This is a genomic window from Dactylosporangium sp. CS-047395 (assembly GCF_050942185.1).
Classification (GTDB): Bacteria; Actinomycetota; Actinomycetes; order Mycobacteriales; family Micromonosporaceae; genus Dactylosporangium.
In genome coordinates, this window is record NZ_CP192015.1 from 4,681,969 (window position 1) to 4,705,826 (window position 23,858).

Genomic DNA, 23,858 nt, shown 5'->3' on the forward strand with positions numbered 1-23,858 from the left:
CGATGTCGCTGATGCGGTACCTCGTGCTGTCGACCGTCGTGCTCGTCACCATCGCGGCCGCGCCAGCCGTGGCCGGGGCCTCGCCGAACGCGCCGTTCACGCGCTCGGCACCGCCCCTGCCGACCCAGCCCGCAGCGGCGAAGGGCGGCGCCGTCGGGATCAAGGCGGGCCGGTCCGCCGGGTCCGGCACGGCGACCGTGGCGGCGCCCGGCTGGCCCGCGGCGTCCAGCACCGACGTCGCCGTGGCTGCCGGGCATACCGCCTCGGTCCAGGTCGGCGGCCTGCCGGTGCGGGCCGTGGCGGTAGCGCCGGTCACCAAGGCGGACGGGCAGTCGCGAGCCGACGCCGCCGGGTCATCCGCTCCGTCGCGAATCCGGCTGCAGACCTTCGACCGGGCGGCCGCGCAGCGAGCCGGGGCCGGCGGTCCGATGTTCGCGGTGTCGCGCAGCGACGGCGGAAACGGCGCCGGGGCGGTCAGCCTCGAGGTCGGCTACGCGGGGTTCGCCGGCGCCTACGGCGGGGACTACGGCGCCCGGCTGCGCCTGGTGCGGCTACCCGGCTGCGCGCTGAGCACCCCGCAGCTTCCGCAGTGCCGCACCGCTACCCCGGTGCCGACGTTCAACGACACAGCGGCCCGCACACTCACCGCCACCGTCCCGACCGGCGCGACCACCGGTCAGGTCAGCGCCGACTTCGCTGCCGGTGGAGCGATGGTGCTGGCCGCGGAGGCCGGGGACACCTCCTCGCAGGGCGACTATCAGGCGACGAAGCTCTCGCCCTCGGCGAAGTGGGACGTCTCGCTGGCGTCCGGCGCGTTCGCATGGACGTACCCGATCCGCACGCCCCAGACCCCCGGCGGCCTCGCGCCGCAGGTATCGCTCGCCTACACCTCACAGTCGGTCGACGGCCGCACCGCCAACACCAACAACCAGGGCTCCTGGATCGGTGAGGGCTTCAGCTACGAACCCGGATACATCGAGCGCCGGTACAAGTCCTGCTCCGACGACGGACACACCGGCTACGGCGACCAGTGCTGGGGCCCGGCCAACGCTTCCATCATGCTCTCCGGCTCGGCCGGCGACCTGGTCAAGGTGAATGACAACACCTGGAAGCTGCCGACCGACGACGGCACCAAGGTTGAGCGCCTACTCGGCGCGACCAACGGCGACGACAACGGCGAGTATTGGAAGGTCACGTCGCCCGACGGCACGCAGTACTTCTTCGGCCTCAACCGCCTGCCCGGCTGGTCGGCGAACAAGGACGAGACCAACTCGGCCTGGGTGACCCCGGTCAGCGGCGACGACTCCGGCGAGCCGTGTTACAACGCCGACTGGAAGAGCGCGTTCTGCGACCAGGGCTGGCGCTGGAACCTCGACTACGTCAAGGACACGAAGAACAACGTCATCGCGTACTACTACGGCAAGGAACGCAACTTCTACGCGCGGGCCGGCAAGACCGACGTTAACGGCGCCGGTTACGACCGGGGCGGCTGGCTCAAGCGCGTCGACTACGGTCAGGTCGACGGTCAGGTCTACACCACCGACGCGCCGGCCCGGGTCGTCTTCGACACCGGCGAGCGCTGCCTGCCGACCGGCGGGATCACCTGTGCCGAGGCGCAGCTCACCGACGACAACGCCTACGCGTGGCCGGACGTGCCCTGGGACCGCAACTGCGCCGCGAACACTCACTGCAAGGCGACCCAGGCGGGTCCGACGTTCTGGACCCGCAAGCGGCTGACCACGATCACCCCGCAGATCCGGGAGGGCTCGTCCTGGACCCCGGTTGAGCGCTGGGACCTGACCCAGACCTTCAGCGACAACGGCGACGGCTCGAAGACGCTCTGGCTCGATCATATCGACCACACGGGCCTTTACGGGGGCACGGTCACCACTCCGCCGGTGCAGCTCGTCGGCATCCAGATGCCCAACCGCGTGGACAGCCCGACCGATATGCTCGCCCCGCTCAACCGGTTCCGTCTCAGCACCATCTACACCGACACCGGCGCCGAGATCCAGGTCAACTACACGCCTACCGAGTGCACCCCGTCCGACCATCCGACCGAGGGCAACAGCACCAGGCGCTGCTTCCCCGTCAAATGGAACCCGTTCGACCCCGAGGACGAGACCACCGACTGGTTCCACAAGTACCTCGTCGCGCAGGTCATTCAGATCGACCGTACCGGCGGCAGTGCGGACATGCTCACGCAGTACGACTACGACGGCGACGCCGGCTGGCGCAAGGCGCCCGCGGACGGGCTGACCAAGGACGATTACCGCACCTGGTCGGTATGGCGCGGCTACCAGAAGGTGACCGTGCGCGCCGGCAGCCCGCAGACACTGACCACGCGCGAGGAGCACACGTTCCTGCGCGGCCTCGACGGCGACGAGAAACCCGCCGGCGGGACCCGCTCGGTCAGCGTCGCCGATTCCACCGGGGCCTCCTACACCGACCGCGACGAACTGGCCGGGCAGGAGCTCGAGGTGGCCAAGTACGACGGCGCCCGCGTCCTGACCAAGACGATCAAGGTGCCGAAGTCGTGGACGACGCTCACCCAGACCGAAACCTGGGGAACCCGTCGTTCCTCGATGGTGAAGACGGAGACGACCCGCAGCTTCACGGCGTTGTCGCCGGACGCACAGGGCCAGGCGCGGTGGGCCGAGACGAAGCAGATTGTCGGCTACGACCCGGTCTGGGGCCGCCCGGTGCAGGCCGAGGACTTGGGCGACCTCTCCACGACCGCCGACGACACCTGCACCCGCGTCGGCTACAGCGACAATGCGAACAGCAACCTGTACTCGTACCGCAGCCTCGTGGAAAAGTTCTCGACGAGCTGCGCGACCACGAACCCCGACCGTGCCGCGACGCTGCTGGAGAGCGTCCGCACTTCCTACGACGGCCACGCCTGGGGCGCGGCACCGACCGCCGGCGTCGTCACCCGCGAGGAGAAGCTCGACGACGTCGACGCGACCGGCACGACCTACGCCAAGACCGACTACGAGGTCGACAGCTTCGGCCGGCGCAAGAAGCTCACCGACAACGCCGGATGGTCGACCACGACGGAGTTCACGGACGTCGCCGGGCTCAATGTCGGGCAGAAGGTGACCAACGCCCTCGGCCACGCCACCAGCGCCACCTATCTGCCTGCGTTCGGCGTCGTGACGGCCAGCACCGACGCGAACCTCAAACGCACGGACATCGCCTACGACGGGCTCGGCCGCGTCTCGCAGGTGTGGTACCCGACCCGCCCGAAGTCCCTCGGCTACAGCCCCGACGTCAAGTACAGCTACCTGGTTCGCGCCGACAAGCCAACCGTCACCAAGACCGAGTCGTTGCGTAACGACGGCGGGTACCGGGTCAGCTACCAGCTCTTCGACGGCCTGCTGCGCGACCGGCAGCGCCAGATTGAGGGGCCCGGCGGCGGCTGGCTGCTCAGCGACACGATCTACGGCCCGACCGGCGACAAAGTAGTCACCAACGGGCCGTATCTCGCCCTGGCCACCGCCGGCGACCTCGTCATCACCGTTCCCGAAGGCTCCGTCAACAGCCAGAAGAAGTACCTTTACGACGGCGCCGGGCGGGTCACGGACGAGATCACCGCGGTCGCGGGCGACGAGAAATGGCGCACGCACACCACGTACGACGGTGACCGGACCACGGTCGACCCGCCGGCGGGCGGCATCGCGACTACGACCGTCGTCGACGTGCGCGGCAATCGCACGGCGCTGTACCAGTACCACGGCGACAATCCGACCGGCGCCTACGACCTCTCGACGTACGAGGTCGACGTGCAGGGCCGGGTCCGCGCCTCGGTCGGCCCGGACGGCTCACGGTACGACTACAAGTACTACCGCAACGGCCGGCCGAAGAGCGTCGACGACCCCGACACCGGCGTGACCACCTTCACCTACGACAAGAACGGCAACCAGGCGTCGAAGGCCGATGCGCGCGGGGTCACGGTCTCGTGGGTCTACGACAAACTGGACCGCAAGACCGAGGAATGGCTGGGCGCACCGGTCACCGGGAGCAAGCAGGCGTCCTGGACCTACGACTCGTACTACAAGGGTCAGCTCGCGGGCACGGCCCGCTTCACCACCGGCGGCACGTACTACGTCACCTATCCCAGCCGCGACGCGCGCTACCGGATCCTCAAGACGAGCTACATCGTGCCCGCCGACGCCGGCACCGAACTCGCCCGGACCTACGACTTCGGCATGTCGTACAACCTCGACGGCGGCGTCCAGACGGTCGGGCTCCCGGCCGCCTACGATCTGCCGGCTGAGAGCCTCGCTATCGGCTACGACACCCAGATGCGCCCCATCACGCTCACCGGCGCCAACACCTACGTTACCGCCACCGACTACGCCGACACCGGCGAGATCCTGCGGATGACGATGTCGACGGGCGCCGCGGGCAAGACGGCATGGGAGACGCTGAAGTACGAAAGGGGGACCGGGCGGCTGCTCGGCACCCGGTTGGACCGGCAGAACGTGGCGGCGGTCGACCTCGACACGACCTACACCTACGACGCCGCCGGCAACGTGCTCTCCGCCGCCGACGCCCCCGCGGGCGGCGACCGCGACGTGCAGTGCTTCGGCTACGACGGGCTGCGGCGCCTGGACGAGGCGTGGTCGACGGCGAACACCGGCACCGACCCGTGCGCCGGCGGCAACGCCGCCGCGAGCGGCGTCGGCGGACCGGCCCCCTACCACCTGGCCTGGACGTTCAAGACCTCCGGGGACCGGGCCACGGAGACCGCGTACACCGCTGCCGGGGCCGTCGCGGCCAGCAAGACCTACAACTACACCGAGGACGCGGAGAACCAGCCGCACACGCTGCAGAGCGTCGATTTCACCGCCGGCGGCACCGCCACCCACCAGGACTTCGACTACGACGCCGCCGGCAACACCACCGTCGACGGGCCGCAGTCGATCGTCTGGAACGCCACCGGCCACGTGCAGAGCATCACCGCCGGCTCGCAGACGACCAGCTACGTCTACGACGCCGACGGCAACCGGCTGGTGCGCAAGGAGCCGGGGGCGACGACGCTCTACCTCGGTGCGATGCAGCTGCGCCTGGACACCAGTACGCATCAGGTCAAGGGCACTCGGCACTACGAGTTCGGCGGCCGGGTCGTCGCGTCGCGCACCGCGAGCGGCGTGGTGTTCCAGGTCGCCGACGCTCGCGGCACCTCGCTGTGCATCGTCGATGCCGCCAGCGGCACGCTGACCCGGCGCCGGACCACCCCGTACGGCACCGTGCGGGGCGCGGTGCCGGCGACCTGGGCGGACCAGCGGGGCTTCATCGGCGCGACGGTCGACGCCGGCGTCGGGCTGACCCATATCGGCGCCCGCGAGTACGACCCGATACTCGGCCGGTTCATCAGCGCTGACCCGGAGTTCGACAGCGACAGCCCGCAGACGTGGAACGGCTACGCCTACGCCGGCAACAACCCGGTCAGTCTCGCGGACCCGTCCGGGCGACGGATCCCGGACGAGGACCGCATGGAGGAATCGAGGGCGGCCGCCAGCCCGGGCCGGCCCTGGTTCACCCTCGAGCACAACACCGCGGTCGCGGCGGCCTACGTGCTCATCCAGGCCGAGGTGATCCGGCGCGGCGGCGATCCGACGAAGGTGTACCTCGGGTTCCACATCCCGGCCGGCTCGTACAAGAACAAGGGCTCCGGCAACGCCGGCTTCGTCGACATCATGTATGTCGAGGGCGACACGATCTTCGTCTGGGAGGTCAAGGCGGTCGGGCAGGGCGACGAGCTGGCCCAGGACACCATCGACCACTACGCGGAGAAGCTGGTCGCGATGGACCGGTTCACGAACAAGGTGGTCGAGCCCGGATTCAGGCTGCCGCCGTCGGCGTTCATGGTCGGCTACCCGCCGGGCTCGCCGCCCGGCAGCTACATCGTGGCCTTCCAGGGCCCATCCGACGGCACGATCCTTTACCAGCGATTCAGCTCGTGGCAGCAACAGCCGCAGCCGCAGCCGACACGGGTGCCGGTGCCGGTCCCGGGGCCGCAGCCGATCCCCGGCCGGGTCCCGGTGACGGTGCCGACCACGGCCCCGACGCCCGGGCTGCCCCAGCCGTCTCCGAACCCGTGGGGCCCCTACGGGTTCCCGCTGCCGGCCTGCAACGCCGGCTGGGTCTGCTACCTGTCGCCGGAGACCGTCTTCGGCGGCCTGCTCCTGGTCGGTGTCGCGGTCGGTGTCGCGATCCTGATCGCTCCGGAGGTCGCGGCCGGAGCCGCGGCGGTCGCGGGTACCGTTACCCTCGGCGGGATCGCCTACGGGTTTGCGGGAGCGGTGTGACGAAGTCGTTGAAGGCCTCGGCCCTCGTCGGTGCGCTGCTGGACGCGGCCACCGGCGAGCTGGCCGACCTCGACGTGCGCCGGGAGGGCGGCGTTCTCACGGTGGACGGCGAGCGCGGCGACCGCCTGGTCGTGTACACCGAGCGGCGCGCCGCCCCGGCCGGCACGGCCTCGTTCCACACCGCCGTGGCGCTGTGCCTGCTGCCGTACGCCGCCTGGACGCGCCGCGAACCGCTATCCGCGGCCCGCGGCACGCCCTACCGGGAGGGGGACGGGGTGATTTGGGACCGCATCGCGGCGCCGAACGGCTGGCCGCCCGGGATCTGGGAGGTCACTGAGACCACCCTAGACAAGCGCAGGGGTGAGTTCGTGAGCACCCTGCGCACCGCGCTGCGCGACGTCTGGCTGCCGCTGCTGCCCCGGACCGCCCTGCACGCCGCGCTGCGCGACTCTGGCACGAAACTGCCGGGTCTGCCCGCGGATCGGCGCATTGGCGAGCTCATGTGCGTCATCGAGGACACGGCGCCCGCAGACCGCGACCGGCTGGCCACGTTCCTCCAGGGCCGCGGCGACGCCGAGCTCGCCGCCTGGGTGCGCACCGCCCTGTGAACCGACGGGCACTGACGCCCGTCAGGGCTCGTCGATGCCCGCGCGGAGGCCAGCGTTGCGGCGACCAGCTGCAGCGCGACGAACCCCCACGCCGGCAGGTCCCGGCCGCGTGGCGCTCGTGGTGGCCCTGGTGTTGCTGTTCGCCGACGCGCAGCTGGTGGTCGGCTACGGCCCGATCGCGGCCTGCCGGCGCTGGGGTACGCGCTGAGCGTGCTCGACATACCCCAGGCGCTGGAACATCGAACCGGCCGGATCGCGGTGGCCTTCGCCGTCTTCGCCGCCACGTGGATGGTGCTCGCATGGCGCGGCGTGCACCTGCCGTCCGTCAACATCCTCGGCGGCCCGGGCGGCGGCGTGAGCCTGCTGGACCCACTGGCGGAATCGCGATGGGGTTCGCGTACTGCTGCGGCCTGCTTTTGCTCTTGCGTACTCCCGCCGGCCCGGCGCTGTCGGCGGTCCTGTCCCCGATGGGCCGCATGGTGCTCACCAACTACCTCAGCGCCACGGTCCTGTTCCTGCTGATCGGTCCGCTGCTCGGCATCGATAGTACGGACGACCTGTTCCATTTCATCGGCCAGACGGTGGGCATACTGGCCGTCCGGGCGGTGTGGAGCACGTTGTGGCTGCGCACGTTCCGCTACGGCCCGGCCGAGTGGGCCTGGCGCTGCGCCACCTGGTGGCAGCGTGCCCCGATCCACCACCCCGCCCCGGCGTGACCGGTTCGCCGTCACCGCCGCCCGGCCCCGCCGGTTCGCCCGCGCATCCCGGAGGCCACGACGAACACGGCCACCGCTAGCGCGGCGCCGATGAGCGCGGCCAGCCCGGCAACGGGCCTGCGCTGCTCCGGCGGTGCGGCATTCGCACCGCCGGAGTCCGGCGGTGCGGCCGCGGGACGCTCGACCGGGAGCCCGGCCAGGCCGGTGCGCAGCAAGCGCCGCCGCTGCGCGACGCTCGTCGCTGTGCGCGGATCAATGCTGGGATGCGTCCCACCCGGCGTCCGGCTCGCGTTCCACGCGCCCTACCGGGCGGCCGAAGTCCCGGTCGTTCGCCCCCACGCCCGCATCGAACGAGAAGCCGAGTACCTCACCCCGGGCCGCGGGTGGGTGGCCCGGAGATGCGGTGCGAAACCCAGCGGTGTGCCCGCTGCCGGTGCAGGATCGAGGTATGCAGCACGAGCAGCGGGCAAGGATCGCCGGTGGGCGCGGGTTTCTCGCCGCCCTGGATCAGAGCGGCGGCAGTACCCCGAAGGCGTTGGCCGAGTACGGCGTGCCGGAGTCGGCGTACCCGACCGAAGATGCGATGTTCGACCTGATGCACGAGTTCCGGTCCCGGATCATGACCGCCCCGGCGTTCACCTCCGAGCGCATTCTCGGCGCCATCCTGTTCGAGCAGACCATGGACCGGGAGGTGGACGGCACCGCCACGCCGCAGTACCTCTGGGAACGCAAGGGCATCGTGCCGTTCGTGAAGGTGGACGAGGGGCTCGCGGAGGAGGCGGACGGCGTGCGGCTGATGAAGCCGTTCACCCGGCTGGGCGAGGTGCTGGAGCGGGCGGGCCGCCGCGGCGTGTTCGGCACCAAGATGCGCTCGTTCATCACCCGGGCCGAACCGGCCGGCGTCGCCGCCGTGCTCGACCAGCAGTTCGGGTACGCCGGGCAGATCCTGGAAGCCGATCTCATGCCGATCCTCGAACCCGAGGTCGACATCCACAGCGACACCAAGGCCGCGGCCGAGCGGCTGCTGCGGCAGGGCATCCTCGAACGGCTGGCCGCGCTGCCCGGCGACCGGCAGGTGATGCTGAAGCTGTCGATCCCGACCGAGGACGACGGCTACGCCGAGCTGATCGGGCATCCGAAGGTGCTTCGCGTGGTCGCCCTGTCCGGCGGGTACTCCCGGCAGGACGCCGATGCCCGCCTGGCCCGCAACCACGGCCTGATCGCCAGCTTCTCGCGGGCGCTGAGCGAGGGCCTGCGCTACGAGCAGGCGGACGACGCGTTCAACCGGACGCTGGAGGACTCGATCGCCGAGATCTTCCGCGCGTCGAGCACCTGAACGACGGTCAGCCAGGCGTCACCCCCGCCACGGCGGCGTCCGTGCCGCCGCGCCAGACCACGCCCGTCTCGGCGAAGCCGGCCGCCTTCAGCGCGTCGAGGTGCCAGGCCGCGGGCGGCAGGAACTCGCTCGAGTGCGGTTCGCTGTAGATGCGGTTGCGCTCCTCGACCAGCGGGGCGAGCAGGGGGTGTGCGGCGGCCAGCTCCCACCAGGCCCGCCACGACGGTACGGCGCCGGTGGCGTAGCGCGCGTCGCGGCGCTGGTCGGCCCGGGCCACCAGCCGGCGGGACAGCTCCGGCAGTGTCTCGTCGGGCATGTGGTCGGCGTTGACGAACACGCCGCCCGGGCGGAGGACGGCCGGCAGCTCGCGGTACAGCTCGGCCAGCCGCTGCGGCGCCAGCCAGTGCAGGGCGGTGGCGGTGAGCACGGCGTCGAAGGAACGGTGGGGCAGGGTGGCCGCCCAGCCCGGGTCGCGCAGGTCGGCGACGACGAGCCGCGCGCGGTCGCCGAGCGAGGCGCCGGCGATGGCCAGCAGGGCCGGGTCGAGGTCGAGCAGGGTGACCTCCACGCGGTCGAAGCGCGCGAGGGTGCGCAGGCTGATCGAGCCGGTGCCGCCGGCCAGGTCGAGGACGCGCACCGGCCGGTCGGCGGGCGTGACCGCATCGACGACGTCGAGCATCGCGGCGAAGCGGTGCTCGCGGTCGGGCATGAACGCCTCTTGCTGGCGGTCCCAGCTCTCCTGCCACGCGCGAGAGTCGAGCTTGTAAGGAGTCATGACCATCAGGGTAGTTACTACTGGCCGTCGTTTCCAGACCTGGAGTTGGCTACGGCCCAATCGGTCAGCGCCGACAGCGCCTCGAGCAGCGTCACGCCCTTGTCCGTCAGCGCGTACTCCACCGCGGGCGGCACGGTCGGGAACACCGTCCGCGCGACCAGCCCGTCCCGCTCAAGGGTGCGCAGCGTGCGGGTCAGCATGCGCTGACTGATGCCCTCGATCGCGCGGTGCAGCTCGTTGAACCGGTACGGCCGCCGCCCCAGCAGCGACAGCACCAGCAGCGTCCACCGCTCGCCGATGCGGCGCACGATCTCCGTGACCGGGCACGCGTCGTACTCCGCGACGGGCACACGGGTGTGCGTATCCAACATCAAAGTGCCTCCTTCCGCGCCTGCGGTGAGCGTACTTCGATGGGTGCATGGGCTCGAAGACGATTGTCATCAGCGGCGGTACGGACGGCATGGGACGCGCGACGGCCCTGGCCCGCCGGGAACGGGGCGACACCGTGGTCGTCATCGGCAGCAACGAGGCCAAGGGCCGCACGCTCGGCCCGGGCATCACGTTCCTGCGGGCGGACCTCAGCTCGATCGCGGCCGTCCGCGCCGTCGTGTCGGCCGTGGCCGAGCGCCACGGCTCCGTCGACGCGCTCGTCCTGTGTGCCAACCGGCAGAGTCCAGCACGGCGCGAGACGGCGGAGGGTCTGGAGTACACCTTCGGGCTCTATTACCTGAGCCGGTATCTGCTGACCGAGGGGCTGCGCCCGCAACTCGAGGCGGCGCCGGCCCCGGTCATCATCAACGTCGCCGGCGTCGGCGTCACCAAGGGCGCGATCGCCTGGGACGACCTGCAGCTGAGGACCGGCTACGGCATGATCCGCGCCCAGCTGCAGGCCGGGCGGCTCAACGACCTGCTCGGGGCCGGGTACACGGGCAAGGCCCGGTACGTGCTCTACCACCCGGGGTTCACCCGCAGCGGCGACCTCAGCCCGCTGAGCCCGCCGCTGCGACTGGCGCTGCGCGCCCTGGCCCGGGTCGCGGCCCGCCCGGTCGCCGCGTCGATCGGGCCCATCGTGGAGCTCATCGACCAGCCGCCGGCGGCGCGGCTGACCGCGCTCGACCGCGGCCGCGTGCTCGACCCGTCGCTGCCCACCCTCGACCCGGCCGCGGCGACCCGGCTCCGGGCCGCGACGGAGGCGCTGCTGGCCACGGTGCCCGGCCGCTGAGCCACTCCGGGGCGGACGTCGCGGGCTGGCACGAAGACGGGAGGGAGGCCGGCGGACCTCGGCGTACCGTCGATCGAAGAACATTGAGGAGGCGCTTCGACCATGACCGACCACGACTTCACCTCCGACCACCTCGACGACCCCTACCACGCCCACGTGCTGGACCTCGGCGAGCACTCGGGCCTGTCGGACCACGTCGACCAGGCCTACACGCCGCACCACTACGGGCCCGAGGTACACGAGCAGGACCTCAACCACGACGGCCGGGTGGACGTGGTCAGCGCCGACACCGACGGCGACGGCAAGGACGACGCCTGGCAGTACGACCTCAACGGCGACGGCACGATGGACATGACCGGCTACGACACCAACCACGACGGTTCCATCGACCAGAAGGAATACGACCACAACGAGGACGGCCGCATCGACGAGGTCCGCCTCGACGCCGACCACGACGGTCACCCCGAGCTGCGCCAGACCGACACGAACAACGACGGCCGGCTCGACACCATGGACCGCGACGGCAACGACGACGGCAGCTACGACCAGCACGACCGCATCGACACCGCGAAGACCATGCCGCACTGGGGCCCGAACGCCACGTACGGCAGCGTCTGACCGGCGGCGTGAGCGGCTACGACAGCGCTCGGCTGGCGGCGGCGTACGCTTTCGACCGGCCGCCTGTCCATCACCGGCTCCTGCGCTCGGCCCGCCTCGGCGGCCGGGCGCGCCGGGCGCTCGATGTCGGCTGCGGGGCCGGCCTGTCCACGGCCGCGCTGGCCCCGCTGGCCGAGCAGGTGGTCGGCCTGGAGCCGGTGCCGGCCATGCTCGCGCACCGGCGGACCGTCGCCCCGGCGGCCGGCTTCGTCGTCGGCACGGCCGAGCGGCTGCCGTTCGGGGCGGGCACGTTCGATCTGGTGACCGCGGCCGGAGCACTGAACTACACCGATCTGCCGGCGGCGCTGGCGGAGATCGCCCGGGTGCTGGTGCCCGGCGGGAGGCTCGTGCTGTACGACTTCTCCGAGGGACGGCGCTCGGCGGCCGGCGACGCGCTGCCGGGCTGGTTCGCCGCCTTCGAGCAGCGGTTCCCCTGGCCGCCGGGCTGGCGGCCGCTCGACCCGCGCACGTTGCCGCTGACCGGCAGCGGGCTGTGGCTGGAGGACTGCGCCGAGGTCGAGCTGCCGCTGCCCGTTTCCCTCCAGGTGTACCTGCGGCACGTGCTCGGCGGTCTCAACGTCGACGCCGCCGTCGCGCGCGGGGCCTGCACCGCCGAACAGGCCCGGGACTGGTGCCGGGCGACGCTGGCGCCGCTCTTCGCGGGCGGCGAGCTGACGGTCCTCATCCCGGGCTACGCCGCGACGCTGCGCCGGGACGTCAGGCGGTGATCTCGGCGACCGCGACCTTGCGCCCCTCGCGCAGGGACAGCGTGAGCGCGTCGGCGGTGGCGATGGCCGCCGTGGCCGCGGAACCGTCGGTCAGCGGCGCGAACTCGGCGTCCGGCGTCGCCCCGCGCACGAGGTCGTCGAAGTAGCGCAGCTCCGCCTCCATGATGCCGCGCAGCCACAGCGGGGGGCGCTTCGACGGGTCGCCGTACATGATCGCGCCGTCCATGGCCCGGTCGCCGAGGCCGTAGAACCGCTTGCGGTCCTCGTCCTCCTCGCGGGTGGCGTGCAGCAGCATGCGCTCGGAGCGCTCGGGGGTGCGCAGCTCGACGCCGACGTCCTGCAGGTCGATCCGGATGGCGCCGGCCGTGCCCTGGATGAGGACATAGTGCTCGGGCCAGCGAAACGCCGAGCCGTACTCGAGCATGGCGTACCGGCCGCCGGCGAATTCCAGAGTGATCAGCAGCAGGTCGTCCTCGTCCCCGAAGCCCGCGCCGCGGTGGGCGACGTTGCCGCCGACCATCGTGGCCGTCCGGGCCGGGCCCAGCAGGAACTGCACCAGGTCGAGCTCGTGGATGTGGTGGTAGAGGTGCCCGCCGGACAGCTCCCGCCGCTTCTTCCAGCTGACCGAACCCTGGCGCTCCTCCCAGCCGTTGCGCGCGGTGTGGCAGTAGAGGAGCTCGCCGATGGCGCCCTCGGCGATCAGGCGCTTGGCCGCCCGTACACCGTGCATGAAGTTCATGACGTGCCCGGCCATGAACAGCACGCCGGCCCGCGAGGTCGCCTCCAGCATGGCCCGGCAGTCCTCGTACGACAGCGCGATCGGCTTCTCGCAGAACACCGGTTTCCCGGCCCGGGCGGCCCGCTCGACGGGCTCGCGGTGCGCGTGGTTGGGCGAGGCGACGATGACGGCGTCCACGTCGTCGGCGTCGGTCACACCGGCGATGTCGTCCGCGGCGGTGCAGCCGAGTTCGGCGGCGATCCGGTCGGCCCCGACGGGGTCGTAGATCCTGCTCACGGCCGATCCGGGCTGGCGGCTGAGGATCCGGCCGAGCTCGGCGCCGAAGTAGCCGGTGCCCACGATGCCGTACCTGACGATGTCCATGGGTTCGGAACATAGGACATCCCATGTCCTATGGGCAAGGGGTTGACCCCGGGCGCTTGGCCGCCTTACGGTGCTGGTCGAACCAGACATGGGATGTCCAATGTCCTGCGTTCTTGGTCACCCCCAGACGGATGCGAAGGAGACAGCGCCGTGAACGCTGACAGGTTCAGTGACGTACTCGCGGCCGGCATGGACCGGCGCCGTTTCCTGCGGTTCACCGGGTCGCTGAGCGCGGCCGCCGCCGTGGCCGCGGGCCTCTCGGCGTGCGGCGGCACGAGCAACGCCCCGACCGGCCAGTCGTCCGGGGGCACGGCGATGGGCACCGCGGAGCACCCGGCCGGCACCATCACCACGACGCTGGCCTTCCAGTTCAACGGCGGCTTCGACCCGATGAACACCTCGGGCGCCGTCGGCACGTGCGTCAACCAGCACATCTTCGAGGCCCTCGTCGACCTGGACCCGGTGACCCGCCAGCCGTACGCCGCACTGGCCAAGGCCCTGCCCACCGCCAGCCCCGACGGGCTGACCTGGACCGCGACGCTGCGCGACGGCGCCAAGTTCTCCGACGGCAGCCCGGTGACCGCCGACGACGTGGCCTGGTCCTTCACCCGCGTGCTCAACCCGGCCGGCAACGCGCTGGTCGCCCCGTTCCTCACCGCGTTCCTCGACTCGGTGACGGCCACCGGGGCGGGCACGGTGCAGTTCAAGCTCAAGACGCCCTTCGCGCTGTTCCCGCAGCGCATCGCCGTCATCAAGATCGTGCCGAAGGCGAAGACCGGCGACGCGGCCGCCGCCAAGGCCTTCGACAGCGCCCCGATCGGCTCCGGGCCGTTCAAGCTCGACAGCGCCAGCGTCACCGCCGGGGCCGTGCTGTCCAACAACCCGAACTACAACGGGCCCCGCCCCGCGCTGGTCACCCAGATCGTCATGCGCACCAACAACGACAACTCGGCCCGCCTCAACGACCTGCAGGGCGGCCAGTCACAGGTGATCGAGGCGGTCCCGTTCCTCAACGCCGCCACCGTCCAGGCGCCGTTCAAGACCGACGTGAAGCAGGCGTTCAACGGGCTCTACCTGATGTTCAACTGCTCGGCGGCGCCGTTCAACGACAAGCGGGTACGACAGGCGCTCTTCTATGCCATCGACACCAAGAAAGTGATGGCGACCGCGCTCAACGGCTTCGGGGAGACGGCCACCAGCTACCTCGACAGCGCCAACCCCGACTACCAGCGCGCCGCGACGGTGTACGACTACGACCCGCAGAAGGCCAAGCAGCTGCTCTCCGAGGCCGGCGTCACCGGCCTGTCCTTCGAGCTCGTCACCACCAACGTCGCCTTCATCGCCGACAGCGCCCCGGTCATCATCGACTGCTGGAAGCAGATCGGGGTCACCGCGAAGCTCAACACCGCGCCGACCGCGCAGGTGCTCAGCCAGCTCGTCCCGGCCGACAACTTCCGGGTGCTCGCCGGCTCCGGCGACCCGACGATCTACGGTCCCGACGCCGACCTGCTGCTGCGCTGGTACTACTACGGCAACCAGTGGCTGGTGAACCGGGCCCGGTGGAGCGACCCGGCCCGCACCCGCCTGGCCGAGCTCATCGACAAGGCGGCCACCCAGCAGGGCGCGGAGCAGAAGACCACCTGGAAGCAGGTGTTCGATCTCGTGGCGGACGAGGTCCCGCTGTACATGCTGTACCACACCAAGACCATCACCGGCTCCGACCCGAGCAAGGTCACCGGCTTCGGCGGCACGTCGACCACCGGCACCTACTTCCTCGGCGCGGGCCGGGCGGCCTGAGGCACGAGAGGCTGCCGAGGATGAGGACCGTTGCCGGACTCGTGCTGCGCCGCTTGGCGACGCTGATCCCGCTGATGCTGGGCGTGATCCTGTTCATCTTCGTGGTGCTGGCCCTGGCCCCCAACAGCGCGGCGGTGTACGCGCTGGGCGACGGCGCGACGCCGCAGCAGATCGCGGCCTTCGACCACGCGCACGGGCTGGACCGGCCGCTGCTGGTCCGCTACGTCGCCTTCCTCGGCGACCTGCTGCAGGGCGACCTGGGCACCACCTACACGCTGAACCAGCCGGTCGGCTCGATCATCGGGCAGGCCCTGCCGGTGACGCTGCAGCTGACCGGGCTCGGGGTGCTCGGCGCGGTGCTCGTCGCGCTGCTCCTCGGGGTCCTCGGGGCGCTGTACCGCGACCGCTGGCCCGACCAGCTCATCCGGGCCGTCTCCGTCGCCGGTATCGCCATGCCGTCGTTCTGGCTGGCGATCCTGCTCATCCAGCGGCTCTCCACGATCGGCGGCGGCCCGTTCCCCAGCGGGCACTACATCGCGCCCGGCGACTCCTTCTCCGGCTGGATCGAGAGCATGGCGCTGCCCGCGATCGCGCTCGCCGTCCCGGTCGGCTGCGGCCTGGCGCGGGTCGTGCGCACGTCGATGGTCGAGGAACTCGACCGCGACTACGTGCGCACGGCGATCGGGGCCGGGCTGCCGCCGCTCGTCGTCGTCGGGCGCAACGTGCTGCGCAACGCGCTCGTCACCCCGCTCACCGCGCTCGGCCTGCAGATCGGCTACCTGATCGGCGGCGCCGTCATCATCGAAGCGATCTTCTCGCTGCCCGGGATGGGCACCCAGATCATGGCCGCGGTCCAGCAGAACGACATCGGGCTGGCCCGCGGCGTGGTCATCACGATCGCCCTGGCCTTCATCGTGGTCAATCTCGTCGTCGACCTCCTGTACCTTGTCCTCAACCCCAGGCTGCGGGGAGCGCACTGATGGCCAACGTTCTCGCCCGTGCCGTGCGGCACGGCACCGGCCGGCTCGGGCAGTTGCCGGTCGCCGCCCGGATGGGCCTCGGTTTCGTCGGGCTGATCGTGCTCGTCGGCGTGTTCGCCCCGCTGCTGCAGACCCACGACCCGACCTCGGTGGGGCTCGCCCCGCCGTCGCAGGGCCCGAACGGCGAGTTCTGGTTCGGCGTCGACCGCCTCGGCCGGGACGTCTTCTCCCGGCTGGTCGCCGGGGCCCGCCGCTCACTGATCATCGGACTCGGCTCGTCCGCCCTGGCCCTGCTCGGCGGTTCCGTGCTCGGCTCCCTCGCGGCCACCAGCGGCAAGCTCGTCGACGAGGTCGTCATGCGGGTCCTCGACGTGGTCATGGCGTTCCCGATGATCGTGCTCACCGCGATCCTCGTGATCGCCTTCGGCAACGGCAACCTGCTGGTCCTCGTCGTCGCCATCGGCTTCGTCTTCGTCCCGCAGGTTACCCGGATCGTGCGGGCCAACGTGCAGCAGCAGTACAGCGAGGACTACGTCGCCGCCGCCCGGGTGACCGGCGCCGGCCGCCGGCACATCCTCGTGCGCCACGTCGCGCGCAACTGCGCGGCGCCGGTGCTGGTCTACGTGACGGTCATGGTGGCCACGGCGATCGTCTTCGAGGCCTCGCTGTCGTTCATCGGCGCCGGCCTGCAGGGCCAGGACGCGCCGTCGTCCTGGGGCAGCGTCATCTCCTACGGCCAGCAGCTGCTCGCCGTGCACGGCTGGTGGGCCACGTTCTTCCCCGGCCTGCTGATCCTGCTCACCGTGCTGGCGCTCAACATGCTCGCCGAGGGCATCTCCGACCTGTTCGCCGCGCCCGCCGCCCGCCGCGGCGCGGCCTCCGCCGGCGACACCCACGACGCGCTGGAGGCCCCCGCACCCGGCAGCGGACAGGTCACGCCCCTGCCCGGGCTCGCCGAGGCCGCCGCCCGCCTGGCCGCCCGGGCCCGCCCGCTGCGGCCCGGCCCGGCCGCGCTGCGCGTGCGCGGCCTGCGCGTCGGGTTCCCCGGCCGGCACGCCGGGGTCGACATCGTCGACGGCATCGACTTCGAGGTCAACCCGGGGGAGGTGCTCGGCCTCGTCGGCGAGTCCGGCTGCGGCAAGTCCCTCACCGCGCTCACCGTGATGGGGCTGCAGCCGCGCACCGCCCGCGTGCGCGGCACCGTCGAGTTCGAGGGCCAGGACCTGCTCACCCTGTCCGCGCGGGCCCGCCGCCGGCTGATGGGCACCCGGATCGCCATGGTCTACCAGGACGCGCTCGGCGCGCTGAACCCGGCGATGACCATCGGCGCCCAGCTCAAACAGCTGACCCGGCGCGGCGGGCGGCGCACGCCGGCCGAGCTGTTGGACATGGTCGGGCTCGAACCGGCGCGCACCCTGCGGGCGTACCCGCACGAGCTGTCCGGCGGGCAGCGCCAGCGCGCCGTCATCGCCATGGCCCTGTCCCGCGAGCCGCGGCTCATCATCGCCGACGAGCCCACGACCGCCCTCGACGTCACGGTCCAGGCGCAGGTCATGGCCCTGCTGCTCGAGCTGCGCCGGGAGCTGGGCTTCGCGCTCGTGCTCGTCTCGCACGACCTCGCGCTCGTCAGCGACGTCTGCGACCGGGTCGCCGTCATGTACGGCGGGCAGCTCGTGGAGACCGGCGTGCTCAGCGAGGTCCTCGCGGCGCCCGCGCACCACTACACCCGCGGGCTGCTCGGGGCGGTGCTGTCGCTGGAGCAGAAGGCGGCGCGGCTGACCCAGATCCGCGGGGTCGTACCGTCACCCGCGCATTTCCCGGCCGGATGCCGGTTCGCCGACCGGTGTCCCCTCGCCGGACCGGCCTGCACCGTCGCACCGGTACTGTCCGGGGAGCCCGGCCGGCACGCGTTCGCCTGTCACCATCCCGCTCTCGCCGAGCGGGCGGAACCCCGGGAGAGGGTGGGGTCATGAACGCCGCAGCGGTGGCGCTCACCGATGTGCACGTCACGTACCGGACCCGCGGCGCGCGGGTGCACGCCCTCACCGGCGTCGACCTCACCGTCGCCGCGGGCGAGACCGTCGGGATCGTCGGCGAGTCCGGCTGCGGCAAGTCGACCCTCGCCAAGGTCCTCGTCGGGCTGGAGCGGCCCGCGGCCGGGACGGTCGCCTACGGCGAGCGCGACGTGTGGCAGCTGCGCGGCGGGGAACGCCGCCGGCGGATCGGGCAGCAGGTCGGCATGGTCTTCCAGGACCCCTCGACCTCGCTCAACCGCCGGATGACGGTACGGCAGATCCTGCGCGACCCGCTCGACATCCACCGCTGGCGCACGCCGGCCGACCGGGCCAACCGGGTCGACGAGCTGCTCGCCCTGGTCGGCCTGCCGCGCTCCGCCGCCGCGTCGCTGCCTGCCCAGCTGTCCGGGGGCCAGCGCCAGCGGGTGTCGATCGCCCGCGCGCTCGCCCTCGAGCCGCGGCTGCTGATCGCCGACGAGCCCACCTCGGCCCTGGACGTCTCGGTCCGGGCCCAGGTGCTCAACCTGCTGCTCGAGCTCAAGGAGCGGCTCGGGCTCGCCATGGTGTACATCTCGCACGACATCCAGACCGTCACGCGCGTCGCCGACCGGGTGGTCACGATGTACCTCGGCCGCATCGTCGAGCAGACACCGCCGGAAGCGATCGACGGCACCTGCCACCCGTACACCCGCGCCCTGCTGTCGGCGACACCGAGCCTGCTGCACCCCATCGCACCGATCCGGCTCACCGGCCCGGTGCCCTCCGCGGTGCACCCGCCGAGCGGCTGCCCGTTCCGGACCCGCTGCTGGCGCGCCACCGGCGAGTGCGCCGAGCGGATGCCCCCGCCCGCCACCGGGCCGGCGTCGCCGCGGCACCAGTACCACTGCCACCACCCGGTGCTGACGCCGGCGGACCTGGCCGGGGCCGCCGCGGAGGACCTGCCGTGACCGCATCAACCCGACGATCCTCATGGGGGCCTCGATGAACCAACCCGCCCGCACCGCCGCGGCCCTGCTGGGGACGCACCGGCCGGCCGACCGGTCGCGCCAGGCCCAGCAGGGCATCCAGGAGCGGATCAAGGAGCTGATCCTCGAACGGCGGCTCGCCACCGGCGACCCGATGCCGACCGAGGCCGAGCTCGTCGACACCCTCGGCGTCAGCCGCAACTCGGTCCGCGAGGCGCTCAAGGCCCTGCAGGCCCTCGGCATCGTCGAGATCCGGCACGGCTTCGGCACCTACGTCGGGGAATGCTCGCTCGACCCCTTCACCGACACGCTGGTGTTCCGCGGGCGCAAATCGATGCGCGGGGACCGCCGCGAGCTGCACGAGATCCTCGACCTGCGCCAGGCGCTGGAGACCGGCCTCATCCAGCGGCTCGTGGAGAGCATCGACGAGGGCTCCCTGGCCCGGGTCCGGGCGCGGCTGGGCGACCTCGAGGCGTACGCCGGGCAGGGCGCCGCCGGTGACGCCGCGGACCGGGCCTTCCATGACGAGATGTACACGGCCCTGGGCAACGAGCTGATGAGCCAGCTCCTGCGGGTCTTCTGGGACGTGTACCACGACCTCAGCCACGAGCTGCCGGCGGTGGAGAGCAGCCACGAGGAGATCGTGCGCGTGCACCGCGACATCTACGAGGCGGTCGCGGCCCGCGACGGGGTCCGGGCCGCGGAGGCCATCGCCCGGCACTTCGACGGCATCCGCAGGCGGATCGAGTCGTGACCGTACGCGCAACACCGAACGCGCAACACCGAACAAGGAGAAACGATGACTGACCCGGACCTGCGCGGTGTGGTACCCCCGGTCTGCACGCCGCTCACGCCCGAGCTGGACGTGGACGTCCCCTCGCTGGAACGGCTGATCGACTTCCTCGTCGACGGCGGCGCGGACGGGCTGTTCTTCCTCGGCTCCACCAGCGAGGTCGCCTTCCTGCCCGACGGGCACCGCCGGCAGGTGCTGGAGGTCGCCGTCGCCCGGGTCGCCGGCCAGGTCCCGGTGCTGGCCGGGGTCATCGACATGACCACGCTGCGGGTGCTCGACCACGCCGCGGCGGCCCGCAAGGCCGGCGTCGACGGCATCGTCGCGACCGCCCCGTTCTACACCCGGACCCACCCGGCCGAGATCGAACGGCACTTCCGCGGCGTGGCCGCCTGCTGCGACCTGCCGGTGTACGCCTACGACCTGCCGGTGTCGGTGCACTCCAAGCTCGCCGGCGACCTGCTGCTGCGGCTGGCCGCCGACGGCGTCATCCGCGGCGTGAAGGACTCCAGCGGCGACGACGGCGGCCTGCGCCGGCTCGCCCTGGCCAAGCGCGAGCGCGCCGACCTGGCCGGGTTCAGCGTGCTGACCGGCGCCGAGCTCACCGTCGACACCGCCCTGCGGATGGGCGTCGACGGGGTCGTGCCGGGCCTGGGCAACGTCGACCCGCACGGCTTCGCCACGCTGTACCGGCTCTGCCGCGCCGGCGACTGGAACGCGGCCGCCGCCGAGCAGGAGCGGCTGATCCGCCTGTTCGACATCGTCCGGGCCGGAGATCCGGCGCGGATGGGCCCGAGCTCGTCGGCGCTCGGGGCGTTCAAGGCCGCGCTGCACCTGCGCGGGGTCATCGCCTGCCCGGTGACCGCGCCGCCGCAGATCCCGCTGGCCCCGGACGAGGTCGAGCGGGTCCGCGCCGGACTGGCCGCGGCCGGACTGGTGTGAGCGCCCGCTTCGCCGGGCTGGACATCGGCGGCACCAAGATCGCCGCCGGGCTGGTGAGTGCCGACGGCCGGCTGCTGCGCTCGGACCGGGTGCCGACGCCGCGCACCGGGGCCGACACCGTGCTCGCCGCCGCGGCCGACCTGGCGACCCGGGTGATGGCCGGCGAGACCGTCGCGGGCGTCGGCGTCGGCGCCCCGGGCGTGATCGACCGGGTCGCCGGCACGGTGCTGTCGGCCACCGACGTCCTGCCGGGCTGGGCCGGAGCGCCGGTGCGACCGGCGCTGGAGCGGCGCCTCGGGCGGCCCGTGACCGTCGACAACGACGTGCGGGCCATGGCCCTCGGCGAGGTCCGGGCCGGCGCCGCCCGCGGCCACGCCGACGTGCTGTTCGTCTCCGTCGGCACCGGCATCGGCGGCGCCCTGGCCCACCACGGCCGGCTGCGCCGCGGCCCGCACGGCACCGCCGGGGAGGTCGGCCACCTGCTGGCCGGCCAGACCGGCCCGATCGCCTGCGGCTGCGGCCGCACCGACCACGTCGAGGCGGTGGCCTCCGGCCCGGCGATCGCGGCCGGCGGCCCGGACGCGCTGCCCCGCGCGGCGGCGGTCCTCGGCCGGGCCCTCGCCGGGCTCGTCACCGCGCTCGACGTCGACGCCGTCGTCATCGGCGGCGGCGTCGCCCAGGCCGGCGCGGCGTTCCTGACCCCGCTGGAACGGGCGCTGCGGGCCGAGGTGCTGCCCCCGCTGCGCGCGATCCCGATCCTCGGCGCCGCCCTCGGCGCCGACGCCCCGATCGTCGGCGCGGCCCTGCTCGCCGCCGACGCGCTGGAGGAGACGACCCGATGAAGCACGACGAGTTCGCCGCGGCGGTCCGCGGCCGGCTGATCGTCTCCTGCCAGGCCGGCGCCGGCCACCCGCTGCGCGACACCGCGACCCTGGCCCGCCTGGCGCTCGCGGCGGTCGCGGGTGGGGCCGCCGCCATCCGCTGCGGCGGCGTCGGCGGCCTCCCCGACGTGGCCGCGATCGCCACCGGCGTACCCGTGCCGGTCATCGGGCTGACCAAGGAGGGCGACGACGGGGTCTACATCACCCCCACCGTCGCCTCGGCCGTCGCCGTCGCCGCGGCAGGCGCGACGGTCGTGGCCACCGACGCCACCCTGCGCCTGCGGCCGGACGGCGCGCCGTTCGCGGCCACGGTCCGCGCCGTCCACGACGCGGGTGCCCTCGTCATGGCCGACGTGGCGACCCTGGAGGAGGGCATCGCGGCCGCCGCGGCCGGCGCCGACGCCGTGGCCACCACGCTCGCCGGCTACACGCCCGAGAACAGCCGCCGGGACGGGCCCGACCTGGGGCTGGTGGCCGCGCTGCGGGCCGCACTGCCGGGCGTCCTGCTGGTCGCCGAGGGCCGCCTGCACACACCGGAGCAGGCCGCCGCGGCCGTCGCCGCCGGGGCGGACGCCGTCGTCGTCGGCACCGCGATCACCGACGCGACCTGGATCACCGCCGCCTTCGCAGCGGGCGTCCGCGCCGCCGCCGACCGCCCGTCGCCGAGCTGATCGTGGCGGCCCGGATGCTGCGGCCGCTGCCGCTGGACTGACCCGGTCCCGCCGGCCACGGCGCCCGGTTGCTCCGGTGGGCGGCGGGTCGCCGGGAGTGGCAGACCCGGGCGGGCCGGCCACGCGCGCACGGGCGGCCGGCGACGCGCCACAGGAAGGTACCCACCGGTGATCGCCCTGCCCGAAGCCGTCCAGCGGCTCGCCGACGCCGTCCACCGGGCCGGGCCCGATGACCTGGCGTCGCTCGCGAGCCAGGTGAGCGCGGACCTCGGCGCCCTGGGCATGACGGTGTACCTGGTCGACTACGCCCAGACCGCGTTCACGCCGTTCGCACCGCCCGGCAGCCCGCCGGGGGAGCTGGTGGCGATCGACGGCACCCTCGCCGGGCAGTCCTACGGCACGGGCACGATCCAGCATGCGGCGATCGGCGGGGTGTACCACGTCTGGGCCCCCCTGGTCGACGGCGCCGAACGGCTCGGGGTCCTGTACACGGTCACGGCCGCGGCACCGGACGCGGTCGCGCTCACCGCGTACGGCACCGTCGCCGCGCTCCTCGCCGAGATCCTGGTGACCCGCCGCCGGTACGGCGACGCGATCGAGCGGGCCCGCCGGCGGCTGCCGATGCAGCTCGCGGCCGAGATCATCTGGACCCAGCTCCCGCCGCTGACGTTCGCCAGCCGCGACGTAGCGGTCAGCGCCGTCCTCGAACCCTGCTACGACGTCGGCGGGGACGCCTTCGACTACGCGATCAACGACGGCGTGCTGCACGTCGCGATGTTCGACGCGGTCGGCCACGGCATCGCCGCCAGCGCCACCACCTCGCTGGCGCTCAACGCCTACCGCAACGCCCGGCGGCTCGGCCTCGACCTCGCCGACACGTACCGTTCCATCGACAAGTGGGTCGCCGCCCAGCACCCCGACAGTTTCCTGACCGCGCTGCTGGGCGAACTGGACACCCGCACCGGCGTGTACCGCCGCATCAGCGCCGGCCACCCGGGCGAGCTGCTGCTGCGCGACGACGTCCTGGTCCACCTGCTGCCCGCGCCGACGGCCATGCCGCTGGGCCTGGGCCAGCTGACCGACCCGATTCCGGACATCACCGAGACCGTCCTGCGGCCCGGGGACAACCTCCTGCTGTACACCGACGGCGTCGTCGAGGCCCGCACCGCCGCCGGCGAGTTCTTCGGCATCGAACGGCTCGCCGCCTTCGTCGCGCGGGCTCTCGCCGACCACCATTCCACGGCGGAGACCATGCGCCGCCTGGTCCACGCCATCCTCGAGCACCAGCACGAGCAGCTCCAGGACGACGCCACCGCCGCGCTGCTCACCTTCCGCCCCGCGACCGCCTGACCCGCG

The 23,858-nt window shown here is 72.6% G+C and carries 20 protein-coding genes; 16 read left to right on the forward strand and 4 right to left on the reverse strand.

Annotated features, from left to right (window positions below; all coding sequences use genetic code 11):
* The first annotated feature begins 11 nt into the window (after positions 1-11).
* The 3 genes from ACQP00_RS21985 to ACQP00_RS21995 all read left to right on the forward strand — a co-directional run bounded on the left by ACQP00_RS21985 (position 12) and on the right by ACQP00_RS21995 (position 7,641).
* A complete protein-coding gene (locus tag ACQP00_RS21985) occupies positions 12-6,317 on the forward strand; it encodes an RHS repeat domain-containing protein (protein ID WP_433221897.1) in 6,306 nt (2,101 codons plus the stop codon).
* The gene (locus tag ACQP00_RS21990; RefSeq protein ID WP_433221899.1) at positions 6,314-6,925 is read left to right on the forward strand and encodes a hypothetical protein; all 612 of its coding nucleotides are present in this window, start codon (positions 6,314-6,316) and stop codon (positions 6,923-6,925) included. Before ACQP00_RS21985 ends, ACQP00_RS21990 begins: the two co-directional genes overlap by 4 nt.
* 386 nt (positions 6,926-7,311) lie before the next feature.
* The gene (locus ACQP00_RS21995; RefSeq protein ID WP_433221901.1) at positions 7,312-7,641 is read left to right on the forward strand and encodes a DUF418 domain-containing protein; all 330 of its coding nucleotides are present in this window, start codon (positions 7,312-7,314) and stop codon (positions 7,639-7,641) included.
* Between the two features lie 11 nt (positions 7,642-7,652).
* Here ACQP00_RS21995 and ACQP00_RS22000 read toward each other — a convergent pair whose 3' ends face one another.
* Positions 7,653-7,856 carry a hypothetical protein gene (locus ACQP00_RS22000; protein ID WP_433221903.1) on the reverse strand — a complete coding sequence of 68 codons (204 nt, stop codon included), beginning with the start codon at positions 7,854-7,856 and terminating at the stop codon, positions 7,653-7,655.
* A 233-nt stretch (positions 7,857-8,089) separates the two neighbouring features.
* Here ACQP00_RS22000 and ACQP00_RS22005 point away from each other — a divergent pair, with 233 nt between their 5' ends.
* Positions 8,090-8,977: a fructose bisphosphate aldolase gene (locus ACQP00_RS22005; protein ID WP_433221905.1), complete on the forward strand. Its 888-nt coding sequence runs from the start codon at positions 8,090-8,092 to the stop codon at positions 8,975-8,977.
* Positions 8,978-8,984: 7 nt separating this feature from the next.
* On the opposite strand, the gene ACQP00_RS22010 is transcribed toward ACQP00_RS22005, so the two are convergent.
* Positions 8,985-9,752 (reverse strand): class I SAM-dependent methyltransferase, encoded by a 768-nt coding sequence (locus tag ACQP00_RS22010; RefSeq protein WP_433221906.1) that lies wholly within the window; start codon positions 9,750-9,752, stop codon positions 8,985-8,987.
* 17 nt (positions 9,753-9,769) lie between these two features.
* A complete protein-coding gene (locus tag ACQP00_RS22015; protein WP_433221908.1) occupies positions 9,770-10,123 on the reverse strand; it encodes a winged helix-turn-helix transcriptional regulator in 354 nt (117 codons plus the stop codon).
* A gap of 47 nt (positions 10,124-10,170) precedes the next feature.
* On the opposite strand from ACQP00_RS22015, the gene ACQP00_RS22020 reads away from it, so the two are divergent.
* The 3 genes from ACQP00_RS22020 to ACQP00_RS22030 all read left to right on the forward strand — a co-directional run bounded on the left by ACQP00_RS22020 (position 10,171) and on the right by ACQP00_RS22030 (position 12,359).
* Positions 10,171-10,974 (forward strand): SDR family NAD(P)-dependent oxidoreductase, encoded by an 804-nt coding sequence (locus tag ACQP00_RS22020; protein WP_433221910.1) that lies wholly within the window; start codon positions 10,171-10,173, stop codon positions 10,972-10,974.
* Positions 10,975-11,076: 102 nt separating this feature from the next.
* Complete coding sequence (locus ACQP00_RS22025; RefSeq protein WP_433221912.1) at positions 11,077-11,592, forward strand: hypothetical protein; 516 nt, start codon at positions 11,077-11,079, stop codon at positions 11,590-11,592.
* A gap of 8 nt (positions 11,593-11,600) precedes the next feature.
* Positions 11,601-12,359 (forward strand): class I SAM-dependent methyltransferase, encoded by a 759-nt coding sequence (locus ACQP00_RS22030; protein ID WP_433221914.1) that lies wholly within the window; start codon positions 11,601-11,603, stop codon positions 12,357-12,359.
* Here the strand turns inward: ACQP00_RS22030 and ACQP00_RS22035 are convergent.
* Positions 12,349-13,461 (reverse strand): Gfo/Idh/MocA family protein, encoded by a 1,113-nt coding sequence (locus ACQP00_RS22035; protein ID WP_433221916.1) that lies wholly within the window; start codon positions 13,459-13,461, stop codon positions 12,349-12,351. The genes ACQP00_RS22030 and ACQP00_RS22035 overlap by 11 nt on opposite strands.
* Before the next feature lie 150 nt (positions 13,462-13,611).
* On the opposite strand from ACQP00_RS22035, the gene ACQP00_RS22040 reads away from it, so the two are divergent.
* The 9 genes from ACQP00_RS22040 to ACQP00_RS22080 all read left to right on the forward strand — a co-directional run bounded on the left by ACQP00_RS22040 (position 13,612) and on the right by ACQP00_RS22080 (position 23,852).
* Positions 13,612-15,258, forward strand: a complete 1,647-nt coding sequence (locus tag ACQP00_RS22040; RefSeq protein ID WP_433221918.1) for an ABC transporter substrate-binding protein — start codon at positions 13,612-13,614, stop codon at positions 15,256-15,258.
* Between the two features lie 20 nt (positions 15,259-15,278).
* The gene (locus ACQP00_RS22045) at positions 15,279-16,238 is read left to right on the forward strand and encodes an ABC transporter permease (protein ID WP_433221920.1); all 960 of its coding nucleotides are present in this window, start codon (positions 15,279-15,281) and stop codon (positions 16,236-16,238) included.
* On the forward strand, positions 16,238-18,211 hold the full coding sequence (locus tag ACQP00_RS22050) for a dipeptide/oligopeptide/nickel ABC transporter permease/ATP-binding protein (RefSeq protein WP_433221922.1): 1,974 nt from the start codon (positions 16,238-16,240) through the stop codon (positions 18,209-18,211). Before ACQP00_RS22045 ends, ACQP00_RS22050 begins: the two co-directional genes overlap by 1 nt.
* Positions 18,208-19,200, forward strand: coding sequence for an oligopeptide/dipeptide ABC transporter ATP-binding protein (locus ACQP00_RS22055; RefSeq protein ID WP_433221924.1), 993 nt, complete (start codon positions 18,208-18,210; stop codon positions 19,198-19,200). Before ACQP00_RS22050 ends, ACQP00_RS22055 begins: the two co-directional genes overlap by 4 nt.
* Positions 19,201-19,234: 34 nt before the next feature.
* Positions 19,235-19,972 (forward strand): FadR/GntR family transcriptional regulator, encoded by a 738-nt coding sequence (locus ACQP00_RS22060; protein ID WP_433221926.1) that lies wholly within the window; start codon positions 19,235-19,237, stop codon positions 19,970-19,972.
* Between the two features lie 45 nt (positions 19,973-20,017).
* Positions 20,018-20,950: a dihydrodipicolinate synthase family protein gene (locus tag ACQP00_RS22065; protein ID WP_433221928.1), complete on the forward strand. Its 933-nt coding sequence runs from the start codon at positions 20,018-20,020 to the stop codon at positions 20,948-20,950.
* Positions 20,947-21,792: an ROK family protein gene (locus tag ACQP00_RS22070; protein ID WP_433221930.1), complete on the forward strand. Its 846-nt coding sequence runs from the start codon at positions 20,947-20,949 to the stop codon at positions 21,790-21,792. The genes ACQP00_RS22065 and ACQP00_RS22070 overlap by 4 nt, the downstream gene beginning before the upstream one ends.
* A complete protein-coding gene (locus tag ACQP00_RS22075) occupies positions 21,789-22,502 on the forward strand; it encodes a putative N-acetylmannosamine-6-phosphate 2-epimerase (RefSeq protein ID WP_433221932.1) in 714 nt (237 codons plus the stop codon). The genes ACQP00_RS22070 and ACQP00_RS22075 overlap by 4 nt, the downstream gene beginning before the upstream one ends.
* Before the next feature lie 168 nt (positions 22,503-22,670).
* Positions 22,671-23,852 (forward strand): PP2C family protein-serine/threonine phosphatase, encoded by a 1,182-nt coding sequence (locus tag ACQP00_RS22080; protein WP_433221934.1) that lies wholly within the window; start codon positions 22,671-22,673, stop codon positions 23,850-23,852.
* The last annotated feature ends 6 nt before the right edge of the window (positions 23,853-23,858 follow it).

Excerpts from the sequence above, each read along its gene's own strand:
- ACQP00_RS21985 (WP_433221897.1), top strand. The coding sequence starts at position 12 with ATGCGGTACCTCGTGCTGTCGACCGTCGTGCTCGTCACCATCGCGGCC.
- ACQP00_RS21995 (WP_433221901.1), top strand. The coding sequence starts at position 7,312 with ATGGGGTTCGCGTACTGCTGCGGCCTGCTTTTGCTCTTGCGTACTCCC.
- ACQP00_RS22005 (WP_433221905.1), top strand. The coding sequence starts at position 8,090 with ATGCAGCACGAGCAGCGGGCAAGGATCGCCGGTGGGCGCGGGTTTCTC.
- ACQP00_RS22010 (WP_433221906.1), bottom strand. The coding sequence starts at position 9,752 with ATGACTCCTTACAAGCTCGACTCTCGCGCGTGGCAGGAGAGCTGGGAC.
- ACQP00_RS22015 (WP_433221908.1), bottom strand. The coding sequence starts at position 10,123 with ATGTTGGATACGCACACCCGTGTGCCCGTCGCGGAGTACGACGCGTGC.
- ACQP00_RS22020 (WP_433221910.1), top strand. The coding sequence starts at position 10,171 with ATGGGCTCGAAGACGATTGTCATCAGCGGCGGTACGGACGGCATGGGA.
- ACQP00_RS22025 (WP_433221912.1), top strand. The coding sequence starts at position 11,077 with ATGACCGACCACGACTTCACCTCCGACCACCTCGACGACCCCTACCAC.
- ACQP00_RS22035 (WP_433221916.1), bottom strand. The coding sequence starts at position 13,461 with ATGGACATCGTCAGGTACGGCATCGTGGGCACCGGCTACTTCGGCGCC.
- ACQP00_RS22045 (WP_433221920.1), top strand. The coding sequence starts at position 15,279 with ATGAGGACCGTTGCCGGACTCGTGCTGCGCCGCTTGGCGACGCTGATC.
- ACQP00_RS22050 (WP_433221922.1), top strand. The coding sequence starts at position 16,238 with ATGGCCAACGTTCTCGCCCGTGCCGTGCGGCACGGCACCGGCCGGCTC.
- ACQP00_RS22055 (WP_433221924.1), top strand. The coding sequence starts at position 18,208 with ATGAACGCCGCAGCGGTGGCGCTCACCGATGTGCACGTCACGTACCGG.
- ACQP00_RS22060 (WP_433221926.1), top strand. The coding sequence starts at position 19,235 with ATGAACCAACCCGCCCGCACCGCCGCGGCCCTGCTGGGGACGCACCGG.
- ACQP00_RS22065 (WP_433221928.1), top strand. The coding sequence starts at position 20,018 with ATGACTGACCCGGACCTGCGCGGTGTGGTACCCCCGGTCTGCACGCCG.
- ACQP00_RS22075 (WP_433221932.1), top strand. The coding sequence starts at position 21,789 with ATGAAGCACGACGAGTTCGCCGCGGCGGTCCGCGGCCGGCTGATCGTC.